The 24342-nt window shown below is 66.0% G+C and carries 14 protein-coding genes; 8 read left to right on the top strand and 6 right to left on the bottom strand.

Going from position 1 to position 24342, the window contains the following annotated elements; genetic code table 11:
- The first annotated feature begins 5 nt into the window (after positions 1-5).
- Positions 6-797 carry a hypothetical protein gene (locus QY325_10800; GenBank protein ID WKZ65249.1) on the top strand — a complete coding sequence of 264 codons (792 nt, stop codon included), beginning with the start codon at positions 6-8 and terminating at the stop codon, positions 795-797.
- Between the two features lie 120 nt (positions 798-917).
- The gene (locus QY325_10795) at positions 918-1769 is read left to right on the top strand and encodes a hypothetical protein (protein ID WKZ65248.1); all 852 of its coding nucleotides are present in this window, start codon (positions 918-920) and stop codon (positions 1767-1769) included.
- 669 nt (positions 1770-2438) lie between these two features.
- Here the strand turns inward: QY325_10795 and QY325_10790 are convergent.
- Positions 2439-2978 (bottom strand): transposase, encoded by a 540-nt coding sequence (locus QY325_10790; GenBank protein WKZ65247.1) that lies wholly within the window; start codon positions 2976-2978, stop codon positions 2439-2441.
- A gap of 236 nt (positions 2979-3214) precedes the next feature.
- On the opposite strand from QY325_10790, the gene QY325_10785 reads away from it, so the two are divergent.
- The 5 genes from QY325_10785 to QY325_10765 all read left to right on the top strand — a co-directional run bounded on the left by QY325_10785 (position 3215) and on the right by QY325_10765 (position 8839).
- On the top strand, positions 3215-4420 hold the full coding sequence (locus QY325_10785) for a GNAT family N-acetyltransferase (GenBank protein WKZ65246.1): 1206 nt from the start codon (positions 3215-3217) through the stop codon (positions 4418-4420).
- Between the two features lie 106 nt (positions 4421-4526).
- Positions 4527-7475, top strand: coding sequence for a gliding motility-associated C-terminal domain-containing protein (locus QY325_10780; protein WKZ65245.1), 2949 nt, complete (start codon positions 4527-4529; stop codon positions 7473-7475).
- A 274-nt stretch (positions 7476-7749) separates the two neighbouring features.
- Complete coding sequence (locus tag QY325_10775) at positions 7750-7959, top strand: DUF2892 domain-containing protein (GenBank protein WKZ65244.1); 210 nt, start codon at positions 7750-7752, stop codon at positions 7957-7959.
- A 70-nt stretch (positions 7960-8029) separates the two neighbouring features.
- Entirely contained in the window at positions 8030-8197 is a 168-nt protein-coding gene (locus QY325_10770) for a hypothetical protein (protein WKZ65243.1), read from the top strand.
- 33 nt (positions 8198-8230) lie between these two features.
- A complete protein-coding gene (locus tag QY325_10765) occupies positions 8231-8839 on the top strand; it encodes a hypothetical protein (protein WKZ65242.1) in 609 nt (202 codons plus the stop codon).
- A 75-nt stretch (positions 8840-8914) separates the two neighbouring features.
- Here the strand turns inward: QY325_10765 and QY325_10760 are convergent, their stop codons facing one another.
- From QY325_10760 to QY325_10740, 5 genes are all read right to left on the bottom strand, one after another.
- A complete protein-coding gene (locus QY325_10760) occupies positions 8915-9949 on the bottom strand; it encodes a hypothetical protein (GenBank protein WKZ65241.1) in 1035 nt (344 codons plus the stop codon).
- Positions 9950-9992: 43 nt separating this feature from the next.
- Positions 9993-10832: a universal stress protein gene (locus tag QY325_10755; GenBank protein ID WKZ65240.1), complete on the bottom strand. Its 840-nt coding sequence runs from the start codon at positions 10830-10832 to the stop codon at positions 9993-9995.
- A 63-nt stretch (positions 10833-10895) separates the two neighbouring features.
- A complete protein-coding gene (locus QY325_10750; protein WKZ65239.1) occupies positions 10896-12035 on the bottom strand; it encodes a M56 family metallopeptidase in 1140 nt (379 codons plus the stop codon).
- Entirely contained in the window at positions 12032-12397 is a 366-nt protein-coding gene (locus QY325_10745) for a BlaI/MecI/CopY family transcriptional regulator (protein WKZ65238.1), read from the bottom strand. Before QY325_10745 ends, QY325_10750 begins: the two co-directional genes overlap by 4 nt.
- Positions 12398-12543: 146 nt before the next feature.
- Entirely contained in the window at positions 12544-14091 is a 1548-nt protein-coding gene (locus QY325_10740; GenBank protein ID WKZ65237.1) for a S8 family serine peptidase, read from the bottom strand.
- Between the two features lie 466 nt (positions 14092-14557).
- Here QY325_10740 and QY325_10735 point away from each other — a divergent pair, with 466 nt between their 5' ends.
- Positions 14558-24304 carry a gliding motility-associated C-terminal domain-containing protein gene (locus QY325_10735; GenBank protein ID WKZ65236.1) on the top strand — a complete coding sequence of 3249 codons (9747 nt, stop codon included), beginning with the start codon at positions 14558-14560 and terminating at the stop codon, positions 24302-24304.
- The last annotated feature ends 38 nt before the right edge of the window (positions 24305-24342 follow it).

The following is a 24342-nucleotide window of genomic DNA, read 5'->3' as shown; positions in this document are numbered from 1 at the left end:
GAAGCATGCTAGCGATCGATAGTCCTCTGAACAGGCTGCCTAGAAATCTGCACCCCAACCAGGTCCTGCTCCTAGACGGGATGCGGACTTGCGCACTTATCGCGAAGGACAAGACGCTGGAGCTTCACAAGCAACTGCACTTAATTTCCTTTACCGACAAGCCCCCAGCTAGTCACCTCGTATTTGATTGCGTCTGGTCCATTATTGACTGTGCCTATCGCTTCCAAAAGATCGCTCGGATCTTTGGCAAGGAGACGGGATGTTCACTTGATCAATCTTCGCTTTCTTCAATAGGTCAGGTGAAGCAGTTGCGCGATACCGTTCAGCACCTCGATGAGCGCATTGCACAAGAAGCCATGATGAATGCAAGCACGGTACCGTTTGGTCAGATAGGGTGGGTAGCGCGAGAGAGCGTTTCAGATGATCATGGTCAGATGTTCAGTATGACATGTGGTTATTACCCCTTCCCAGAGCAAACCTTCAACGGTACGAATCCGTGCGGAAGGGCTCTGCTTAATACAATCGACAGGGTTACCCTCACGGCGATCGGTAGAGTCAATAGAGACTCGTATGGCCTTGTTTCAGTAAGCATTGACGAAGTACTGACAGCTATGAAGGCATGCTTGCTTCAAATTGAAGCCTTCGCGAACGACAAACTGGGAGCGATGCCGCCTGCGCCGCAGATGGCTTTGGATGTCCTTATGCAAGTATCATTTCACAGCCTGACAGACACGAACTGTGTTGTCTCAGATGACTTGCAGTTCAAGGCCCGCACGGTTCCTTTGGCCAATGGCTGATTCAGATTGACCCCGCTGCCGTGAGCCTGTGGCTCCCCCGCTGCCGCGAGTCTGTGACTCGTGGCACTCGCTGCTTGGTCAAGTAGCTTGGTTACTTTCAGCCGGGCAAACCAATCTGACATGGGCAATTGCATCTACTGTGGTAAGCCGGCCGGTCTTCTCCGATCGAAACATGCTGAGTGCGATGCAAAGGAGAAGGCACGCGTGGCAGTTGTGAAGGTGTTCAAGGACAAGCTGCGGGATAGCATTGTGGCGGCGGTCCTCCAACCATCGGAGGCAGGCAGAATCAAGGAACTCATTGATGAAGCAGCACAATCCGGCAAGCTGACGCAGGAAGATGTGCGCGAAGCCATCATTGCGGGCTGGTGCAGCAGCGTGGAGAAGTGCCTTGAGGATGGAGTCATCGATGTGGAGGAGGAGCGCAAGCTCATGGCGGTCAAGAATGGCTTCAAGTTCACCGAAGAGGACTTGGACAAGACCGGCGCGCACACGCGAGTGGTCAAAGCAGCCGTGATACGAGATGTGCTGGCCGGGGCAATTCCTGAGCGATTCAACCTGAGTGAACCATTACCGATCAATCTTCAGAAGGGGGAGAAGGTTGTGTGGGCATTCGGCGGTTGCGAGTACTGGGAGGACAAGACCAAGCGTACCTACCAGGGTGGCTCACGTGGCGCGAGCATCAAAGTGATGCAGGGCGTGTATTACAGGGTGGGCGCGTTTAAAGGCGCACCTGTTTACAGCACTGAGCGTGTTCTGGTCGATAAAGGTGCGGTGTATATCACCGATAGGCACATCTACTTCGCTGGGCCAGCAAAGAGCCTGCGGGTGCCGTACTCAAAGGTCGTGTCATTCATCCCCTTCGATGATGGCGTTGGCCTGGTGCGTGATGCACAAACTGCGAAGCCGCAGATCTTCAAGACCGGTGATGGTTGGTTCACCTACAACCTCGTCACAAATCTGGCTCAGCTCTGAGAGCGGGCAGGGTGTCCCCGACTGCGTGTAGATTTTAAGCCCCGGCAGGGTGTACTCGCGTACCGCCTTCTAGACCCGCGCAGGGTGTAATTATACCCGCGCAGGGTGACCGCCTACCTGCCACCGCAGCGGTCTGCCTTCTTCGGCGACCCTGCGTCTAGCAGCCGTGATCACCGGCCCCGTTCGTGATCGTCCCCCAGCCCGAAGGGCGGGAGGCCGGGCGCGCGAAGCGCGTAGGTCCCGGCCATCCGGGGTCCCAACTGTGCGTAGCGTGGCGATCATCTGAGCGTAGCCTGCGGCTACGCTCGACAAGAACGGGAACATGGTAGCTTGTGGCTACCTGCCGCACGGCAACAACGAATGCGGCAGCCACAGGCTGCGAAGAGCCTACGGTGTTGCGCGTAGCCGCAGGCAATGTGCAGAAGGAAGAAGGTCAGGATTCAATCATCCAGGTTCACGAAATCGCCATCAGCAATTTTCCCCCCCACTGCGCGTAGCGTGTCCGCTATCTGAGCGTAGCCTGCGGCTACGCTCGACAAGAACAGGAACATGGTAGCCTTTGGCTACCTGCCGCATGGCAACAACGAATGCGGCAGCCACAGGCTGCGAAGAGCCTACGGTGTTGCGCGTAGCCGCAGGCTATGCGCAGTGTACGGCTACGCACAGAGTTCACCACACCCTATCCACCTTCAGCAAGCCGGGCTCATCCTGGTAGTCACGCGCCGAGCTGTAGAGGTAGTCGCGTGGCTGGTCCACCCAACCCGCGCGGACGGGGTTCTGGTGGGTGTAGTCCACGCGCTGCTTGATGGTGTATGATTGAAGCTGGAGCGGGTGGTTGTCATGCGTCCACACCTGGTAGTGCGTGTTGCGGGCGTGCGTCACAGCATTCGCCGCGAACCGGGCCAGCATCCATTCGCGACGGCTTTCATTCTCATTCTGTACTGCCGCGACGATGGCCTTGCTCGTATGGCCCTTCAGGTCGCGGATCACATCGGAGAGGTTGCCCTCCGAGGCGCTCAGCACGGCGTGCACATGATTGCTCATGATCACCCACGCATGCACCTTCAGTCCTTTGTGGTTCTGGCAGTAGCGGAAGCTGTCGAGCACGATGTCGCGGTAGATGCGCCGCGTGAACACATCGATCCATTCCACAATGGTGAAGGTGACGAAGTGGATGGCGTGCTGGTCGTGTATGCTGTAGCCCGGCATGGAGGGGAAGGTAGCCACAGGCTACCATGAGCCTGCGTTGTTGCGCGTAGCCGCAGGCTACGCGCAGAGCGTGGGATGCGCATAGACGAGGCATGCGCCCGAAGCGAAACCGTGTCGAGTATCCGCCCGGCTCCCGGTCCGCGAACCCAGGCCGCCTGCGCGGCGTTCACCACGGCTAGCGCCTGCATCGCCGGATTGCGGCGGCGCACGGCCCTCAACCCCGATCTTTCGCCCCGATGCGGTCCACCACACGCAGCATTGCCATCGCGCTGGCAGGCCCTGCCGAAGCCGGGGCACCGGTGCAGGTGGAGGTAAAGGAGCGCATCGCCTCGTTTCGTGCCGCAACCTGGGATGCCGCGGCTGCCGACGGCTCCATCTTCCTGAGCCATGGCTATCTCCACGCGCTGGAGGAGGCCATGCGCGACGCGATGGAATTCCGTTACGTGCTGTTCCGCGATGCGGCGCGCGGCCCGGTGGGCGTGGCGGTGTTCCAGCTGGCGGAGTTCGAGGACAACGGCGGCCAGCAGAGCGAAGCGGCGTGCCGGATGGGCCTGTTCAAGGCGCGCGTGCGGCGCGAGCTGAAGCTGCGGGCCCTGGTCTGCGGCAACGTGTTCCATTGCGGCGACCACGGCGCGCACTTCGTGGCCGGTGTGCCGCGCGCGGCGCAGCTGGAGGCGCTGGACCGCGCGATGACCGCGGTGATGGCCGATGGGCGGCTGAAGCGCCGCGTGGCGGTGCGCGTGTTCAAGGAGCACTGGCCCAGGGATGAGGAGGCCGCCCGGGTGCTGCAGGGCCGCGGCTACCATGCGCTGGCCACCGACGTGAACATGGTGCTCGCGGTGAATCCGGCATGGAAGTGCCTGGAGGACTATCAGAGCGCGCTCACGGCCAAGGCACGCACGCGGCTGCGCTCCATCCTGGAGCGCTCATCGGCGCTGCGGGTGATGGAGCTCGACGCGAAAGCAATCGCGGCCAACGCCGGGCGCATGCAGGAGCTGCTGGATGCCGTGCTGGAGCAATCGCCCTACATCTTCGGGCGGCTCTGTGTGGAGGCCTACGCCGGCTGGAAGGAGCGCTTCGGCGACGCCATGGTGCTGCGGGGCTATTGGCTCGATGGCGAGCTCGTGGGCTTCAGCGCGGCCTTCGTCAACGGCGATTGCCTCGATGCGCAGTTCGTGGGCATCGACTATGCGCACAACCGGCAGCACGCCATCTACCTGCGCATGCTCGTCGACCTGCTGGAGCTGGCCATCTCGCGCGGCCTTCGCCGCGTGAACTACGGCCGCACCTCGGAACAGGCCAAGAGCGGGCTGGGCGCGGTGCCGGTGGCCATGGGCGTGCACGTGAAGCTCTGCAACCGCGTCACCAACCAGCTCGCGGGTCCCTTCATCCGCAAGGTGAGGCCGGCCGCGTTCGAGCTGCGCTCGCCCTTCCGCCGATAGGGGCGGGGCCATCGGCGGCGAGCGCTGGTCCATGGCATGCGCGGCCCATCGGCTGAGGCAACGTTCTTCCGGAGGCCGCGTCAACCGTATAGGCTTACCTTTCCACGTGCTCCTGCCCCGTCCGTCCCGGCTCCGGTCCCGTATCCTTCCCATCCTCGGGGGAGCGCTGGTGATGCTTGGCCTGGCCCTGCCGGGCGCTGCGCAGACCCTCACCATTCCCTTCACCAGCGGTCCCATACCGCCGTGCGACACCAGCACCTTCACGGCGAATGTGGCGGGGATCGGGACCCTCTATCCCTGGGGCTCCAGCCCCTGGGGCGTGTATTCCATCTATTCGCTGGGCGTCAACATCACCACCGACCATCCGGAGTACCTGCAGATCACCCTCACCTCGCCGGAGGGCACCACCCTGCTGCTATCGGCTTTCAACGGCGCGGGCGGCCAGAACTACACGGGCACCAACTTCATCGCGGGCGGCTCCGACATCACCACGGGAAGCGCCCCCTTCACCGGTTGGTGGGCCCCGCAAGGCGGCGATTTCAGCGTGTTCGATGGGGAGGATGCCGATGGCACCTGGGTCATCACGGTGATCGATACGGCTTGTGCGGGCGGCCCCAATGCCGGGCCGGGTGGCGCGCAGAATGGCGAGGGGTGGAATCCGGGCTGGTTCGATGGCAACGCCAACAGCGGCGGCTTCACCATGGCCATCAACACGCCGCCGCCGCCTTGCATGATCGACATGGGCTGGCAGCAGGCCACGATCTGCCCGGGGCAGACGGTGGATGTGCTGAGCAGCTTCGAGAGCGCATGGGGAGGCTCGGGCGTCACCCTTATCGTGAGCTCCTGGATGGGCAGCGTGCCGGATCCGTATGCAGTTGCCGTTGCAGGCACCTATTACATCGAGGGCTACGACTGGTGGGGAGAATGCTACTATTATGGATCGTACGAGGTGTATGCCGCACCGTCCATCGCGCTCGGAGGCGATCAAGCGGTGACGCAATGCAGCGGCGCGGGGCCGGTGGATCTGACCACGCTCTTCAGCTTTGCCGGCGCCACCACCGCGACATGGACGCACGATGGCGCACCGATTTCCAGCATCGAGGCCGCGGCAGCTTCGTCACCGGGGGTGTATGAAGTGGCCGCAACGAACTTCGGCTGCAGCGATACGGCGCAGGTCACCTTGTCCGTGGCAGACACGCCCGTGCTCGGTCCGGACCAGGCCGCGACCATCTGCGCAGGCGGCAGTGCCGACCTCGCCGCGCTGTTCACGCTAGCAGGCCTCAGCGCAACCTGGTCATTCAACGGCGTTCCGATCACCGCACCCACCGCAGCGAGCCTGCCAGGGACTTACAACGTGAATGCGGTCACGCCGGATGGCTGCACCGATGATGCCGTGGCGACGCTGACCGTGGAGAACCCGCCGGCGCTAGGCCCGGACCAGGCGGCCAGCATCTGCAACAACACCTCGCTGGACCTCAGCGCCTTCTTCACCACGGATGGCATGAGCGCGGCCTGGACCTTCATCGGCGCACCAGTCGCCAACCCCACTGCGGTGCAGCAGGCCGGCACCTACCAGCTTGTGGCCACCACCGCAGCCGGCTGCGGCGATACGGCCCTGGTGGTGGTGAGCGTGCTCCTGAGCCCATTGCTCGGCATGGACCTGATCGACTTCACGTGCGAGGATGAGCCCTTGGACCTCACAGGCTTCTACCCAACCACGGGACTCACCACCAGTTGGACCTTCGGCGGATTGCCGGTGCCGGACCCCACTGCGGTCATGACGCCGGGCGTATACACACTGGTGGCCGTGGATGCCAACAATTGCACGGACACGGCACAGACCACGGTGGAATTGATGCCGCTTCCGGTGCTGGGTCCCGATCAATCGTTGACCGGCTGCGATGCGGTTGCGGTGGACCTGACCGGCCTCTACGCCACAGGAACCGATAACACGGCCTGGACCCTGGCCGGTGCTCCGGTAGTTGATCCGACCGCCGTCACCGAAGCGGGCACCTACACGCTCACGGTCACCAATGCCGCCGGATGCACCGCCACGGCCATGGTCACCCTGCAACTGGACCCATCCCCGGCATTGGGGGGCGATCAGAGCACGAGCACATGCGCCGGCACATCCACGGATCTCACGGCATTCTTCAGCACCACAGACCTAAGCACCGAATGGACATGGGGCGGCACTCCGGTCGCCGATCCCAGCGCAGTGAGCGCATCGGGCTCGTACCAGCTGGTGGTCACCAATGGCTTCAACTGCACGGATACGGCGGTGGTCAACTACACCGTGCACGCCAACCCGGAACTCGGTGGCGACCTCAGCTTCGCGCTGTGCCCCTGGCAAACGGTCGACCTCAGCGCGGTGTTCCCCACCGTCGGCATGACCGCCGCATACATGCTCAATGGAGCGGAGGTCGGTGACGCCACTGCCGTTGCGGACAGCGGTGACTACGTGGTGCGCATCACGGATGCCAATGGCTGCACGGATGAGGCCACCGCCCGGGTGACCAACGTGGAATGCCTGTGCACCGCCGACTTCACGGCTGACGCGCGCTGCATCCAGGAGCCCGCCCGCTTCACGGCGGTGGCGGATTCGGCCATCGTGGGCGCGCAATGGGAGTTCGGAGCGGCGGCGGGCTCCGCCACGGGCATCAATCCAGAGGTGATGCTGGCCGTCGAGGGCGAGCTGCTGGTGACGATGACCGCCCAGCTCAGCTGCGGAACGGTCACCGTGGAACGGACCATCACCCTGCAGGACTGCGCGGACTCATGCGCCGTGTACATCCCCAACGCCTTCACGCCGAACAGCGATGAGCGGAACGACGCCTGGAGCTGGGTCGGCGATTGCGACCCCGAGGAGTTCCTGCTGATGGTGTTCAACCGCTGGGGCGAGCTGATCTATGCCACGGAGGATCCGCTTGCGAAGTGGGATGGCACCTATCAAGGCACGGTTTCGCAGGACGGGGTGTACGTGTACCGGGTTCGGTACCGTCTCCCCTATCAGGCGCGGAAGGACCTCATCGGCCATGTGACATTGCTGCGCTAGTGTTTCGCGGGCGAGCGCAACCGGAGCTGCCGCCCGGCGCATGGAAGTCGCGGCAAAGCTGGTGAGGCGTGCAAGGTCAGGCAACGACGGCGGCCGCGTCGAGGCCTGGTGTGCGTCTTCATCGGGCATTGGGAGAAAGAACGGCTACGGTGACCAGGGTCACCGGACCAGGGCAGAACCGCCACCACCTTTGTTACACGGTAACGCGTTGCGATGGCCGATGCCAGTGCATCGCGAACCGGATTCACGGTTCGACAACCAATACCCTGCCATCATGAAGCCGAACATGGGTTCCGCAGACCGTCTCATCCGCGCGCTCGTCGCCATCGTCTTTGCCGTGCTGTACTTCACCGGAACGGTGAGCGGTACGCTGGGCATCGTGCTGCTTGCACTCGGCGCCGTCTTCCTGCTCACCAGTGCGATCGGCTTCTGTCCGCTGTACGCACCGTTCGGCATCAGCACCTGCCCGGCGAAGAAGGCCTGAGCGGGAAGCTGCCGGATGTCAGGCGCGGGCAATCGCATCGGCGGTACCTTTCGGTTCCAATCCTGGCACCATGGCGAAGAAGGCCCCCCAGCGCAAGACCGTGCGGAAGTCCGCCCCGAAGAAGGCCGCCGGCATCGGTCGCAGTGCGATCACCGGTCGCTTCATGAGCGTGAGCAGCGCCAAGGCGCACAAGAAGACCGCCATCGTGGAAGGCGCAGGAAAGAAGAAGCGCCCATAGCGGGTCGAATGCGCTGGCTGTAGCTTCGGGCCCATGCATCGGAACGGAGCAGTGTTCATGGCGGTGGCGATCGCCGGGTGCAGCGCGCCGATGAGTGAGCGTGCGCAGCAAGAGGTGCCTGCGGCATTGCAGGAAGGCCATATCGTGCAGGACATCAAGGGCTCCTTCTCGGGGCGCGGCTATGCGGATGACCTGGTGGAAGCGCTGTTTGCCGAGGCGCTGGAGCGGGACACGGCCTTGCGCACCTTGATCCGTGACGTGGATCGGCAGCATCGCACGCATGCCGACAGCGTGGAGGCGCACCAGCGATTCGAGGACAACAACCGCGCGTACTACGAAGCGGCCCTGGCGCATGCCGATCGGCTGTCGGACAGCTTGGAGCGCGATGAGCAGCGCAGCCGGCTCAGGCAGAGCGAGGCCCGCTATGCTGCGGCCGTGGCCGATGCCCGCGAATCGGGCCGCCGATACGATGCCATCCGGGCGCGGACCGCGGAACTCATGGAGTTGATCAAGCTGCAGCGCACGCTCGAGATCATGGAGCGCTACCAGCGCACCGAACGGCCCGATGATCGGGTGCTGGAAGCGGAGCTGAATCGGATCAAGGCCTTGGAGCAGCGCCTGCGCGCAGCGGCACAGGAGTGACTCCCATGGACGATGATGGCCGTGCTGCCTCGGATGGGCGGCACGGCCATCACCTGCATTCACGGCTTACGGCCTTCAGCGCCTGCCGCCAGGGGGGCGGCCGGGTGCCTTCTGGGGCGGGTTCCGCTGCGGTGCGGGCTGCGTTCGCTGCGGCTGCTTCTGCGGGGGCGCAACGCGCTCGCGCGGCTTCCGCTCGGGATTCACCTGGGGCTGACGGGTAGGCTTGCGATCAGGCTTGGTTTCGGGCACACGGTTGGGCTTCGTTTCCGGTACTCGTTGCGGCTTGGTCTCGGGCTGCTTACCGCGCTCCATTTCCACCGGGCGCACGCCCCTGTCCTTCCCATCCGGCTGCCCGGGTGCGGCCGGGCGGCGCACCACATCAGGGCGCTTGCTCACCGTGCTCGATACGCTGCGACGGTGCATGTACACATTGTGCGCGCGCTCCACGCGGCAGTAGTGCACGTGATGGTACCAGCCCCAGTAGGGCCGTGGGAAGCCCCACCACACGCTCCAGCCCCACGGCCGCCACGGCCTCCACCACGGCGGGTAATAGCCCCAGTACCAAGGAGACGCCCAGTCGTACCAGTACGGACCGTAGCACCACTGCACGCTGGGCCATCCCCACACGTTCACCCAAACGGTGATCTGCGCATCGGGTGCGGAGGGCCCGCCGCCCTTGCGGCCGCCCTCCTTCACCTCCTCGGCGGGCTCGATGATGGTGGCTTCCGGATAGAGCAGCTCATCGCCGCGGATCTGCACCACCGCCTGCCCGTCGCCCGTCCGCTCCAGTTCGATGGCCGCCACGTCCTGCACGTCCTCCTTGCCGAAAGCGGCCTGCAGCACGATTACGCGCGCATCGCCATCGGCATGGGTGCGCACGTGGATGTAGTCCACCTCTCCGTTGCTGTCCAGGTCGAGGTTGTTCACCTGGTTGTCGGAGGTGTTCAGCGCCTGCTCGAATTCAGTCAGGTCCTTGGAGCGCTTGAAGGCATCGAGTGCGCCGCGGAGGCTGAACTGGTCGCCGGGAAGGCCCGTGCTATCGGGTGCTTGCGGCGCGGCCTGGGCGCCGAGGGCGCCGATCAGGGCCAGGAGGGGAAGCAGCGGCTTCATGGCAATGGGTTTCAGGGGTTGGACAGCAATGTCCGTACCGGGTTCAATCCGGCTTGAGCGTACGGGTCAGCAAGGGGCAGCGAATCTGGCGCAGCACCCGTTCGGTGGTGCTGCCGCGCAAGGCGTCCAGGATGCCATCATGGCCCTGCGTGGTCATCACCACCAGGTGCGGTTGCCACGCGCGCTCCACGCGCAGGATGGTCTCCACGGCCTCTCCTTCCTGCACGTTCAGGTGCCATTGCCATCCGGGGCGCTGGGGCGGCTGCACGCGCGGGGCACGGTCCTCCCGGCCGGCATGGAGGAGCATCACCTCGGCATCCTCCACGGCGAGCGTCTCCAGCAACCAGACGGTCAGCAGCACGGCCGCATCGGGTGCGGGCGCCTTGTCGATAGGTACCAGGATGCGCTGCAGCCGAAGGGCGCCCGTAGCGGGGTCCACGAAGCCTTGTGCGCCACCGGGGACGATCAGTACCGGCTGCTGGGCCTCGCGTGCCACGGGCTCGGCCACACGGCCGCCCAGCCAAGCTGCGCCGCCTTCGCGCTGATGCGTGTGCAGCACCACCAGGTCGCAGCGGTGCTCCTCGAGGTAGTCGGCGCAGGCCTGCACGGGATCACCGCTAGCGAGCAGCTTGCGCACGCCGAGGCCGAGATCCTTCAGCTCCTGTGCGCCATCGGCGCTGCGGAGCAGCCCCCAGGTGCGCAGCGTTTCACGCACCTGCGGCATGGCCCCCATCGTGCGGTCGTCCTCCTCGCCGGCATGGAGCAGGGTGAGCGTGGCGCGGGCGGAGACGGCCAGGCGCAAGGCATGCGCGAAGGCGCCGGTCGCCGCGGCCTCAAGATTGGTGGGATGCAGGATGCGCCGGGGCTCCGCCGTCGGATTCATACCAGAAAGGTCGGTCGCCCTTCAGGGTCGGACACTGACGGCGATCAGGGCGCTGGTCAGCGCCTACGGCTTGGCGCCCAAGCGGAAGGCGATGGGCAGGGTGAGCTCGGTATCCACCGCCTTTCCATTGATGAGTGCGGGCTTCCATTCGGGCATCGCGCTCACCACGCGCACTGCTTCGCGATCGAGGTCGTCGCGCACGCCGTGCTTCACATGGGCGCCGGCCACGCGTCCGCTGGCTTGCACGGTGAAGGCGATGTGCACCATGCCCTCCACGCCGTCCTTACGGGCCGATTCCGGATAGGCGATGGCTGCGCTGAGGTGCTTGACGAGGGCCTCCATGCCGCCGGGGAATTCCGCCTGACGGTCGGCTTGGAGGACGACGGCCGAAGGCGGCGGGATGCCGGCAGGAATGCGGCTGGTGCCGGTGAGGAGCGCGAGGAGGGGCACCAGGGGCAGGGCGATCAGCAGTTTGGGCAGCGCTTTGCGCGGGGGGCGGTTGTTGTGGAGCATGCGGATGCGGTGTTGGAGGTTGGATGTGCGGAACCGGTTGAGGAGCGCTTCGGAAGGAACGCCGAGCGCGCTGGCGAGGAGCAGCTCGGGGTAGTGGTCGGTCGACCGCGCAGCGATCGCATCGGCTTGGTACTCGTGCACGCGGCGGAGTTCGCGCAGCAGGATGCGCCAGAGGGGGCTTGACCAGCAGGCTGCGGCGAGGAGCTCGAGCGCGACCACATCGCAACTGTGGCCGAGCGCGGCATGGGCGCGTTCGTGGGCCAGCATCGCAGCGCGGTCGCGGACGGATGCGCCATCGGGAATGTGGATCCTGCCGAAGAAGGAGGAGGCGCCGCCGAGGCCATGGGCGAGCGCGCGTGTGGCCCTCCGGATGCGCCAGCCGAGGCGCGCGATCAGCGCGACGCTCACCAGCGCATGCAGCGTCACCAGCAGCGAAGCGGCATCGATGGCGGGTGCCTTCTGCGCGAAGGCGGGGGCGAGGCGTAGCACGGGCAGGTCCTGCAGGACGGTAGCGGCGGGAAGCGGGAACGGCGGAAGGAGCGGCAGCAGGAGGGCGGAGATGGCCGCGCCGAGGAGCCACGCCCTGCGGCCCGCAAGCCAGGTCTCGTATCGGAGCGCCAGCCAGTAGGCGCCGAGCAGCAGCGCGAGCGCGGCATTGGCCTTGAGGTACCAGAGGATCGCGGGCGTCATGGCTTGCGGTGCTTCTTGATGAGGCGTAGCAGCGCATCGAGCTCCTCCGCCCCGATGTCCTCTCGCTCCATGAAGGAGGAGAGCAGGGCGTGCGGCGACCCGGCGAAGTAGTCGTGCAGCAGCCGTCGCGCTGCGCGCTTGCCGTAGGCTTCGCGGCTCACGAGGGCGTGGTAGCGGTGGCTGCGGCCGAAGGCCTCATGCCCGACGAAGCCCTTTTCCTCCAGGATGCGCACGATGGTGCTCACGGTGGTGACGGCCGGCCGCGGCCGGGGCATGGCCTTGACCAGGTCCTTCACGAAGGACGGGCCCAGCTTCCAGAGGGCGTGCATCACCGTCTCCTCGGCGCGCGTGAGGCGTTCCATGGCCCCAATTATAACTAAAGTATTAGTCGAATAGCCAAGGATTTAGTTGGAAAGGGGCGGACGGTGCGGCCAACGGTGGCGATGGGCTGGGCAACGGCGGCCGCGAGGCGGGCGGGGCGCCCCGCCCGCTCCCGGCTTGATGAGCCCTAGGGTGCCAGTGCGCAGTTGACCGCGGCCGCCGCGTTGATGTTGCCGTACCCCTTGCTGCCGCTCGGTGCCGCCGCGAACTGCGCGGTGGAGGTGAGGCAGCCCAGCACCTGCTCACGCGTGGCGGTGGGCCGTGCGCTCCACACCAGCGCGGCTATGCCCGCTGCGGTGGCGGTGGCGCTGCTGCTGCCGCCGATGTAGATGGGCGAGGTGCCGCTGGGCGGCAGGCTGAGCGAGTTGCGGCTGCTGCTCGCATTTCGCTCCATGCAGATCGTGAGGTCCACCTGGCTGCCGTCGTGGCAGCTGCTGCATTTGGCTCCGCTCTCCTTCACGCCGGTCACCGCCACGCATTTCGGGAGCGCTGCAGGGTAGATCACGCCCCACCAGCTTGTCCAGCTGAAGCTCGTGCCGGCCGCGGCCATGAGCATCTTGCCCTTGCCATACGCGTAGTTGACGCCATCGGTGAGCACGCTGCTGCTGAAGGGCGTTCCGATGCTCATGCTGATGACGCGCACGGCAGGGTCATCGCCGAGGGCGACGAGCGCGTTCTTCACGCCGGTACGCTCGCCGCTCTGGTCGAGCACCACGTCCTGGCAGGCGCGGATGAACCGCAGGCTGCTGCGGTAGGCCACGCCGGTGGCGGCGCCCGTGGCGTTGCGCGGCCCAACGGCCTGGCCGCTCATGCTGGTGCCGTGAGCGCAGCTGCTGAAGGCGCTGCCGCCGTAGGTGTAGCCGGTGGTGATGGTGCGCCCCGCATCGCTGTCGCCGTTGTTGAAGTCGGCGCCGATGAGCGGCTGCGCGGAGCTGATGCCCGCATCGATGATCCCCACGGTGATGCCTGCGCCCGTGACGGAGGTCCATGCGGCGGGGATGCCGTGGTTGTTGAAGTTCCACGGCAGGCGGGCATTCGGCGTGATGGTGGTGAGGTCGGCGGCGTTCACTGCCGTGGTGCTGGCATTGCAGCCGCTGGTGCTCCGCTGATCGCGCCCGGCCTCCGGGAAGTAGTCCAAGGGCTCGAGGTAGCGCACGTTGCGCAGGTTGGCCAGCATGGTGATCGCCCGCTTGTCGGTGAGGCGCAGGGTGAGGATCGGCAGCACGGGGTCGTCCTCCACCAGGATGTCGTCGAGCGTAACGGGTTCCGACTTCCTGTCGGCATTCAGCGCATCGAGGATGCGGGCCAGCAGCGCATCGTGCACCGCCTTCCACGCTCCGCTGCGGATATCGACCTCGTGCAGGCGGTCGTCAACCCCGACGGCGCCTGCGGGCTGGTAGCCGATGGCAAGGGTGTGGTCATTGTACTGCACGGCGCTCCAAAGCGTGCGCAGGTCCATCCACTCCCATCGGAAATCGTTGCGCGACTCCAGGGTGCGGATCACGATGCGGTCGAGCTCCTCCTGCGTGTAGGGATCCCCGGCAGGTTCGGGCAGGGCAGGGCTGCTCTCCACCAAGAGGCCTTCCTGCGTGAAGTCCTGCGGGGCCGCCGGCTCTTCGCGACGGCAGGAGGCGATGAGGGCGACCAGGGTGATAAGGGCGAATGAGCGGCGCATAGGGCGGATGTTTATCGAAAGCTATCGCAGGCGCTTGCTTGCAGATCGGCGAGGGGTCGCGAATCATCACCAGCGGTCTGTTGAGCGGCGGCGGGGATGCTCCATTGCGGTCCGTGGAAGCCCACGCTGCGCCTGCACCGCGACATCAGCGAAACCAGCCGTTCCTTCGACGAGGATGACGAGCGCATCGATGAGCGGCACCCAGGGGCCCGCTGCCTGCAAGGCAGCATTCCACGGGTCGGCCCACACGGCGCTGTTGACAAGTGCGGAAGGCGCCATCCGCTGAGCGCATGGGCTGCGGATAGGTTTGCCCGGCACCTGACCGGAAAGCGCGGATCGCAGTGTGGCCGGGTGCATCGGCGGTCATTCCTGAGCCGATGAGCCGGGCCGATGGCGATCCACAGGGACGGGAATCCGCTCCGAGCGCAACGGCGCCTACGGCAGGGCCACTCAAGCAGTCCGGTACATGACGGCACAACGACGCCTCCCGATCGCCCTGCGCCACGCGGGGAAATCACCCGCTCGCTTCCTGCTCCACCTGATGGCCGCCCTGGCCGCCCTCCTCTTCTGGCAGGGCGAGGCGCGGGCTACGCACGCCATGGGCGGCGAGCTCACCTACGAGTGCATCGGCACCGGCATCTACCGCGTGCGGCTCAACTTCTACCGCGACTGCAACGGCGTTGCGGCACCGACCAACTGCAGCAACGGACGCCAGTTCCGCCTGCGCAGCACGGCCTGCGGCGCCACGCTCAACCCCTGCTTCAGCCTTGACGGCGTGGACGTGGTGACGCCGATCTGCGGGACCGCAGTGGACCGTTGCCTGAGCTCTTCGGGGCAGTACGGCATCGAGCGCTACCGCTACAGCGCCGTGGTGAACCTGAGCGCCTACGGCGCATGCGGGAGCGACTGGATCATCGACTGGGACCTCTGCTGCCGGAACAACGCCATCACCTCGCTCAACAACCCGGGCTCTCGCAACCTCTATCTCTATGCACGGCTCAACCAGACCGCTGCGGCCTGCAACAACTCGCCGCGCTACCTGAATGATCCCACGCCCTTCGCCTGCGTGGGCCAGAGCGTGAGCTACAACCACGGCTTCAACGATGTCGACGGCGACTCGCTCTCCTTCGAGCTGGCGCCAGCCCTGGGCAGCAACGGCAGCACCATCCCTTACAACACGGGCTACTCCTTCCTGCAGCCGCTCGTCACCACCGGTGGCGCCAACGGTGTGCAGATCGACCCGGTCACGGGCACCATCACCTTCGTGCCGAGCATCCAGCAGGTGGGCGTGGTGACGGTGCGCGTGCGCGAATGGCGCAACGGGGTGCAGATCGGCGAGTACATCCGCGACGTGCAGTTCGTGATCATCACCTGCACCAACAACCTGCCGCAGGTGAGCGGCGTGAACGGCACGGGCACCTATACCTATAGCGTATGCGCCGGCGTGCCCTTCTGCTTCACCGTGAACAGCAGCGATGCCGATGCGGGCCAGACGGTGACGATGAGCTGGAACAACGGCATTCCAGGGGCCACCTTCACCACCACCAGCGGACCGCTGCCGGTGGGCACATTCTGCTGGACTCCGACCGCGAGCGATATCGGCCCCAACCTCTTCGCGGTGAACGTGGCCGACAATGCGTGCGTGCTCAACGGCGTGAACAACTTCGGCTACGTCGTGCAGGTGACGCCGCCCTTCACCCCGGCGAATGCGGGTCCCGACCAGAGCGTTTGCGGGACCACCGCCACCCTGGCCGGGCAGCTTCCCTGGCCGGTGCAGGGCACTTGGAGCGTGGTGAGCGGCTCGGGCACCTTCGCCAACCCGAACAGCCCGACGACGAGCGTCAGCGGGCTGGGCCTCGGCGCAAACACGTTCCGGTGGACCGTGAACTACGGCACCTGCGGCACCACCAGCGACGATGTGGTGATCACCAGCTTCAATCCCGCGCAGCCGGCGGCGAACGCGGGCCCCGACCAGAGCATCTGCCTTCCCAGCACCGGTACCACGCTGGCGGCCAACAGCGCGCCTGCGCCCGCAAGCGGTGCATGGGTGCTCGTGAGCGGCACTGGCACCTTCGCCGATGCCGCCAGCCCCACCACGGCCGTCAGCGGCCTCAGCGTGGGAGCGAACGTGTTCCGCTGGACGATCACCAATGGGCCTTGCGGCGCACCGACCAGCGACCAAGTGACCGTGTTCGTGTTCAGCAATGCGCAGCCGACGGCGAATGCAGGCCCCGACCAGCAGCTCTGCGCGCCATCGAGTTCCGCCACGCTTGCGGGGAATGCACCGATTGCGCCCGCCACGGGCTCGTGGACGGTGGTCGCCGGCACCGGCACCTTCGCCAATGCGAGCAGCCCGAGCACCGCTGTCAGCGGATTGGGCATCGGGGTGAACACCTTCCGTTGGACCATCAGCAACGGACCCTGCGTTCCGCCCACCACGCAGGATGAGGTGAGCATCGTGGTGTTCAACCCGGCGAGCCCCGCCGCGAATGCGGGCCCCAACCAGTCTGTGTGCAGCAGTTCCACCACGTTGGCGGGCAACGCACCTCTTGCTCCGGCCTCCGGGGTCTGGAGCGTGGTAAGCGGTACGGGGACCTTCACGGATGCGACGAGCCCCACCACGGGGGTCAGCGGACTCTCGTTCGGCGCCAACGTGTTCCGGTGGACCTTGAGCAATGGCCCCTGCGCCAATGGCGTCACCAGCTCGCAGGTCACCATCACCCGTTTCGATCCCGCATTGCCGGCACCGAACGCCGGCCCGGACCAGGATGTCTGCACCGCTACCGGCAGCTCCTTTGCCTCGGCAACGCTGGCGGCATCGGCCGTGGCCCTGCCTGCAACGGGCAGCTGGTCCATCGTGAGCGGCCCCGCAGGCGCCGTCATCACCGCTCCCGCCAGCCCGACCACCACGGTGACCAACCTGGCGGTTGGCACGCATACGCTGCGCTGGACGGTGAGCAATGGCCCGTGCATTCCGCCCACCGCCAATGACCAGGTGGTGATCCGCGTATTCGACCGCAACGCCCCGGCGGCCAATGCAGGGCCCGACCAGAGCTTCTGCGCCCCGGTAGCCAGCGTGACCTTGGCCGCCAATGCGCCGACAGCACCCGCCAGCGGCTCCTGGACCGTGGTGAGCGGAGCCGGCACCTTCGCCGATGCCACCAACCCGGCCACCACAGTGACTGGCATGGCGCTGGGCGTGAACATCTACCGATGGTCCACCTCCAATGGACCCTGCCCGGGCAGCGCGACGACCGACGATGTGCGGGTGACGCTCTTCGACCCTGCGGTGGCGGCGGCCGATGCGGGTGCGGACCAGAGCCTTTGCGGAGCCGGCTCCACCGTGATGGCCGCCAGCGCGGTGGCCGCTCCCGCACAGGGCATCTGGACGGTGGTGAGCGGGACCGCGACGATTGCCAATGCGAACAGCGCGACGACGGCGGTCACCGGCCTCGTCACAGGCAGCGTGACGCTGCGCTGGACCGTGAGCAACGGCCCTTGCGGCACCACGCAGGATGAGGTGACCATCCTGAACTACGACCCGGCCAATGCGCCGGCCAATGCCGGTCCGGACCAGGAGATCTGCGTGCCCGTGGCACCGAATGCGGTGATCATGGCGGCCAGCAACGCCACATTCCCCGCCATCGGCACCTGGAGCATCGTCAGCGGTCCGCCGGGCGCGGCCATCGCGGATGCGAACAGCCCCACCACGCAGATCGGGAATCTCGCGGTGGGCACCTATGTCTTCAGTTGGTCGGTGGACAATGGGCCCTGTCCTTCCGGCGTCACCGCCGATGAGGTGACCGTGCGCGTGTTCGATTTCGGCACGCCTGCCGCGGATGCCGGCCCGGACCAGTCGCTTTGCACCACCAACGGCACGGCCACCATGGCCGGCAGCGCCATCATTTCCCCGGCCACGGGTACCTGGACCCTGGTGAGCGGCACCGGTACCATCACCGACCCGTCGAGCCCCATCACGTCCATCACCGGCTTGCAGGTCGGTCAGAACATCTTCCAGTGGACGGTGAGCAACGGCCCTTGCTCGGGCGTGACCACGGATCAGATGAGCATCTTCATCTACGATCCGAACAACCCGCTCGCTGAGGCCGGTCCCGACCAATCCTTCTGCACGCCGGTGACGAGCACCGTGCTGGAAGGCAGTCCGGTGACCTTCCCCGCCCAGGGCGTCTGGAGCCAGAGCGCCGGCCCGGCCGCCACCATCGTCAGCCCCAGCAGCCCCACCTCCGCCATCACGGGCCTTCAGGTCGGCGTGAGCGAGTTCACCTGGACGGTGACCAACGGCAATTGCCCGAACGGAATCACCAGCAGCACCATGACCATCACGCTGGCCGACGGCGATGCGCAAGCGGCGGTGGCCGGCCCGGACCAGAGCGTATGCGGCACGTCGAGCAGCGTGGTGATGGCAGCGAATCCGCCCACCGGCGTGGCCACGGCCAGCTGGAGCGTGGTGGCGGGCACGGCCAGCATCAGCGATGCCAGCAGCCCCACCGCGACGGTCACGGGCCTGAGCATCGGCCTGAACACGCTGCGCTGGAGCATCAACAACGGCGCATGCGGCATCACGAGCGACCTGGTCGACATCTATGTCTTCGACCCGAATAGCCCCGCGGCTGCCGCCGGTGCGGACCAGCAGTTGTGCACACCCACGACCAGCACCGTGCTCACGGGCAATACGCCGGTGTTCCCCGCCCTCGGCACCTGGACGCTGGTGAGCGGGAGCGGCACCATCGCGAACCCCAATTCGCCCACCACGGGGGTCAGCGGCCTCAGCATCGGGGCCAACGTATTCCAGTGGCAGGTGAACAACGGCGCCTGCCCGAGCCCCATCACCACCGATCAGGTGACGGTGTTCCTGTTCGACGATGAAGCGCCCGCTGCCAATGCCGGTGCGGATATCGATGTCTGCACGCCCGCGAGCAGCGTGAGCATGGCGGCCAACACGCCCATCGGCCCTGCCGTGGGCACCTGGACCCTCACCGGTGGCGCAGGCGGAACGGTGGCCGACCCCAATGACCCCAATACGACCATCAGCGGTCTGCCCGTGGGCACCCACACCTACGCCTGGACCATCGTCAATGGCCAGTGCTCCACCACCTCGGACGAGGTCACCATCCGCGTCTTCAATGCCCTGAACCCCGTTGCGAATGCCGGCAACGACCAGCAGCTGTGCCTGCCAGCCACCAGCACCTCGCTGCAGGGAAGCAATGTGATCAGCCCGGCCACCGGCACGTGGACGCTGGTGAGCGGCAGCGGCACCATCACCAACCCGGCCAGCCCCACGAGCCTGGTGATCGGCCTGGGCACGGGCGAGAACATCTTCCGGTGGACGGTGAGCAACGGCCCCTGCGCCAACGGCATCACCACCGACCTGGTGAGCATCTTCGTGTACGACGACCAGCAGGCCGCGGCCGATGCCGGCGGTGACATCGAGATCTGCACCCCGGCGAGCGAAGTGACGCTCTCGGGCAACGCGGCAGCGTTCCCGGCGGAGGGCTTCTGGTTCCAGGTCAGCGGCTTCGGCGCCATCACGGACCCGAGCGATCCGGCCACGACCGTAACCGGGCTCCCGGCCGGTGAGCATGTGTTCCAATGGAACATCGCCAACGGCCCTTGCGGCACCACCGAAGATGAGGTGCGCGTACGCGTGTTCGATGCCAACAACCCGGTGGCCGATGCTGGTCCCGATCAGGAGCTGTGCACGCCGCAGACCAGCACCGTGATGGCGGGCAGCGGCCTCATCTTCCCGGCGACAGGCCAGTGGACCTTGGTGAGCGGCCAGGGCAGCATCGCCGATCCGTCATCGCCCGCCACGGCCATCACCGGCCTCGCTGTAGGCGAGAACGTGTTCGAGTGGACCGTATTCAATGGGCCCTGCGCAGCGCCCACCGTGGATCGCGTGAGCATCTTCGTATTCGATGCCGACAACGCCGCTGCGGATGCCGGCCAGGACCAGGACCTGTGCACCCCCACGAACATCACCACGCTCTTCGGCAATGCCCCCATCTTCCCGGCCACGGGCCAGTGGACGCTGGTGAGCGGGCAGGGCACCATCACCAGCCCCGATTCGCCCACCACCACCGTCACCGACCTGGGCGTGGGTATCAACGTGTTCCGTTGGACGGTCAGTAATGGGCCCTGCGCCAATGGCCTCACGCAGGATGAGGTGACCATCTTCCTCTACGACCTGAACAATCCGAGCGCCAGCGCCGGAACCGATCAGGAGCTCTGCACCCCGCAGACCAGCACCAACCTGCAGGGCAATACGCCCATCGTGCCGGCCTTCGGCACATGGACCCTGATCAGCGGGCAGGGCGACATCGCCGATCCCAACGACCCGAACACCCTGGTGACCAACCTGGCCGTGGGCGAGAACGTGTTCATGTGGACCATGGACAACGGCCCCTGCGAGACCAGCGGCAGCAGCGACCTGGTGAGCATCTTCGTCTTCGACGCCGACAATGCCGTTGCCGATGCGGGTCCCGATCAGGAGCTGTGCACGGCGGACGTTACCACCACCACCTTGCAGGGCAGCCCCGTGACCTTCCCCGCCGTGGGCACGTGGACCCTGGTGAGCGGCACCGGCACCATCGCCAACCCGAACGACCCCAGCACGGTGGTCTTCGACCTGGCCATCGGCGAGAGCATCTTCTCCTGGACGGTGACCAACGGGCCTTGCGCCAACGGCATCACCACGGATGCGGTGAGCGTGCAGGTATTCGATGCCAATAACCCGAACGCGAATGCCGGCAACGACCAGAGCCTGTGCACGAGCGAGGGCACCTCGGCACAGCTCAACGGCAGCCCGGTGACCTTCCCGGCCGTAGGCACCTGGACCGTGGTTTCAGGCACAGGAACCGTGACGGACCCCAACAGTCCGAGCACCACCATCACCGGCCTCGGTGTCGGCGTGATCGTGGTGGAATGGACGGTGGACAATGGCGCCTGCCCCAACGGCATCACCAGCGATCAGGCCGTGATCTCGCTGTACGATGAGAACAACCCGGTGGCGGATGCCGGGCCCGATCAGGAGCTCTGCACGCCCACCGGCGCTGCTGCGGCCACCAACCTGCAGGGCAGCGCCATCATCGCTCCCGCCATCGGGACGTGGACGCTTGTGAGCGGTACCGGAAGCATCCTCGACCCGAACGACCCGGCGAGCGCCGTAACCGGGCTGACGGTGGGTGAGCACATCTTCCAGTGGACCGTAAGCAACGGCCCGTGCGACCCGAGCCTCACCACCGACATCGTCACCATCCGTGTCTACGATGCGAACAATCCGGATGCGGAGGCGGGTCCGGACCAGCAGGTGTGCACGCCGGTGACCAGCGCCACCATGGCGGGCAGTGCCATCACCTTCCCCGCGGTGGGAACGTGGACAGTGGTGAGCGGGAGCGGCGACATCGCCGACCTGAACGATCCGAATACCGAGATCACCAACCTCGGCCTCGGCGTGAACGTGTTCCAATGGGAGGTCTACAACGGCTCCTGCGCGAACAGCCTCACCAGCGACCAGGTCACGATCATCCTCTTCGATGCGCAGGCGCCGCCTGCGGATGCAGGAGCCGACCAGGAGCTCTGCTTCCCCGACAACAGCGTGACGATCACGGGCAATGCACCTGTGGGCGCCGCAGTGGGCACATGGACGCTGGCAGCCGGCCAGGGCGATATCGCCGACCCGTCATCGCCGATCACCTCCGTCACCAACCTGGCCGTGGGCGAGAACATCTTCCGATGGACCATCGCGAGCGGTACGTGCGTCACCACCGATGATGAGGTGAGCATCTTCGTCTTCGACCCAACCAATCCCCCGGCCGATGCCGGCCTCGATCAGGAGCTGTGCGTGCCGCAGGACAGCGTGTTCATGGCGGGCAGCGCGCTCATCTTCCCGGCCCAAGGCACATGGAGCGTGCTTGCCGGAGCAGGGAACCCGGTGAACCCCAACGATCCGCTCACGCTCATTGAGCAGATCGCCATCGGCGTGAACACCTATCAATGGGAGGTGTACAACGGGCCTTGCGGCAGCAGCCTCGACCAAGTGACCATCGTGCTCTACGATGACACCACCGCAGCGGCAAACGCGGGCCCCGATCTGGAGACCTGCCTCCCCATCACCGCGATCAACCTTCAGGGCGAGCAGCCACCCGCACCGGCAGAGGGCACGTGGACGCTGATCGCCGGCACCGGCATCATCGCCGACCCCAACGATCCGAACACCCAGATCACCGGGCTCTCACAGGGCGTGAACACCTTCGTGTGGACGCTGGAATGGGACCCCTGCCCCAACAACGGCGTGCTCACGGATACGGTGAGCGTGCGCGTGTACAATCCGTCAGCGCCCTTGGCGGATGCCGGGCCCGACCAGGAGCTCTGCACACCGGTGGACCAGACCGCGATGGCGGGCAATGTGCCGGAGACGCCGGGCGTAGGCACCTGGACGCAGGTGCTCGGCGCACCCGCAGTCATCGTCAGCCCGAATGACCCGGCCACTGTGATCACCGGCCTCGGCGTGGGATCCTACCAGTTCGTCTGGGAGATCTACAACGGCCAGTGCGGATTCGGACCGCCGAGCCGCGATACCGTGCAGGTGGACATCTTCGATGGCGAAGCGGCCCCTGCTCAAGCCGGCAACGACATCAACTGGTGCACGCCCACGAACAGCGCTGTGCTGATCGCCAACGATCCCGTGTTCCCGGCGGTTGGCACCTGGGTCTCCATAAGCGGCACCGGTACGCTCGCAGACCCCAACGACCCCAACACGGCGGTGTTCGGCCTCGGTGTGGGTGAGCATGTCTTCGAATGGACCATCGATAATGGCGCATGCGGAACCAGCAGCGACCAGATCAGCGTCTTCATCTTCGATGGCGACCAGCCCGCCGCCGATGCCGGCCCCGACCAGGAGCTGTGCACCCCTGCGACGAGCACCGCCCTGGCGGCCAACGCAGTCACCTTCCCTGGCACGGGCCAGTGGACGGTGATCGCCGGCACCGGCTCCTTCGCGGATGATGCAAGCCCCACCACCACGGTGAGCGGGCTCTCGGTGGGCACCAACACCTTCCGGTGGACCATCAGCAACGGCCCCTGCGAGGGCAGTTCGGACGAGGTGACCATCACCGTGTTCGATGCCAGTCAGCCTGCAGCCAATGCGGGACCCGACAAGCAGCTGTGCACGCCCGTCACCAGCACCGGGCTCAGCGGCAGCGCGGTCACCTTCCCGGCCACCGGCACGTGGGTGTTCGTGAGCGGCACCGGCACGCTGAGCGACCCGAACGATCCCAATGCCACCCTGAGCGGTCTCGGCGTGGGGACCATCGTGCTGCAGTGGGTGGTGGACAATGGGCCCTGCGGAATCACCACCGATCAGGTGACCATACAGGTGTTCGACGGCCAGGCCCCTGCGGCAGCGGCTGGCCCAGACCAGAGCTATTGCACGCCGATCGACGGCCCCGTGACCATGCTGGCCAGCTCGGCCACGGCGCCGGCCACCGGCAGCTGGAGCCTCGTGAGCGGCCAAGGCACCATCGTCGATGCAGCCGACCCCTTCACGGCCATCACAGGCCTGGGCCTCGGGGAGAACATTTTCCGCTGGACGGTGGATAACGGCGAATGCGGCCTCACCTCCGATGCGGTCTCCATCACCGTGTTCGACAGCGCGGTGCCTGCGGCGGATGCGGGCCCGAGCCAGCAGTTCTGCCAGGATATCACCACCGCTACGCTCGATGCCGTACCGGCAACAAGTACGGCCAGCGGCTCATGGAGCCTGGTGAGCGGCAGCGGTGTCATCGAGGAGCCTGGCAACCCCGCCTCGGCCGTGACGGGGCTCGCGCTCGGCACCAACGTCTTCGCATGGACCGTGACCAACGGCGATTGCGGCACCACCTCGGACACCATGGTGGTCTTCATCAAGGACTGCCTCACGATCACGATCCCCGATGCGTACTCGCCCAACGGCGATGGGGTGAACGATGTGTTCGTGATCACGAACATCGAGAGCTACCCGGGCAGCAAGTTCATCGTGTTCAACCGGTGGGGCAACAAGGTGTATGAGGCGGCCCCCTACACCAACCAGTGGGATGGCACCAGCCAGTTCGGCTCGGCCTTCAAGGAGGGCCTGCCGGAGAGTACCTACTACTATGTCCTGGACCTGGGCACCGATGCCGACCCCTACACGGGCTTCATCTACCTGCGCCGCTAAATGACCCAACCGCACGGGCGCGCCCGCCGGCGCCCCCA

It is taken from the genome of Flavobacteriales bacterium, assembly GCA_030584065.1.
Lineage (GTDB): Bacteria > Bacteroidota > Bacteroidia > Flavobacteriales_F > PHOS-HE28 > PHOS-HE28.
Note: the sequence above shows the minus strand (reverse complement) of the source record. Positions and strands in the feature narration are given on the sequence as shown.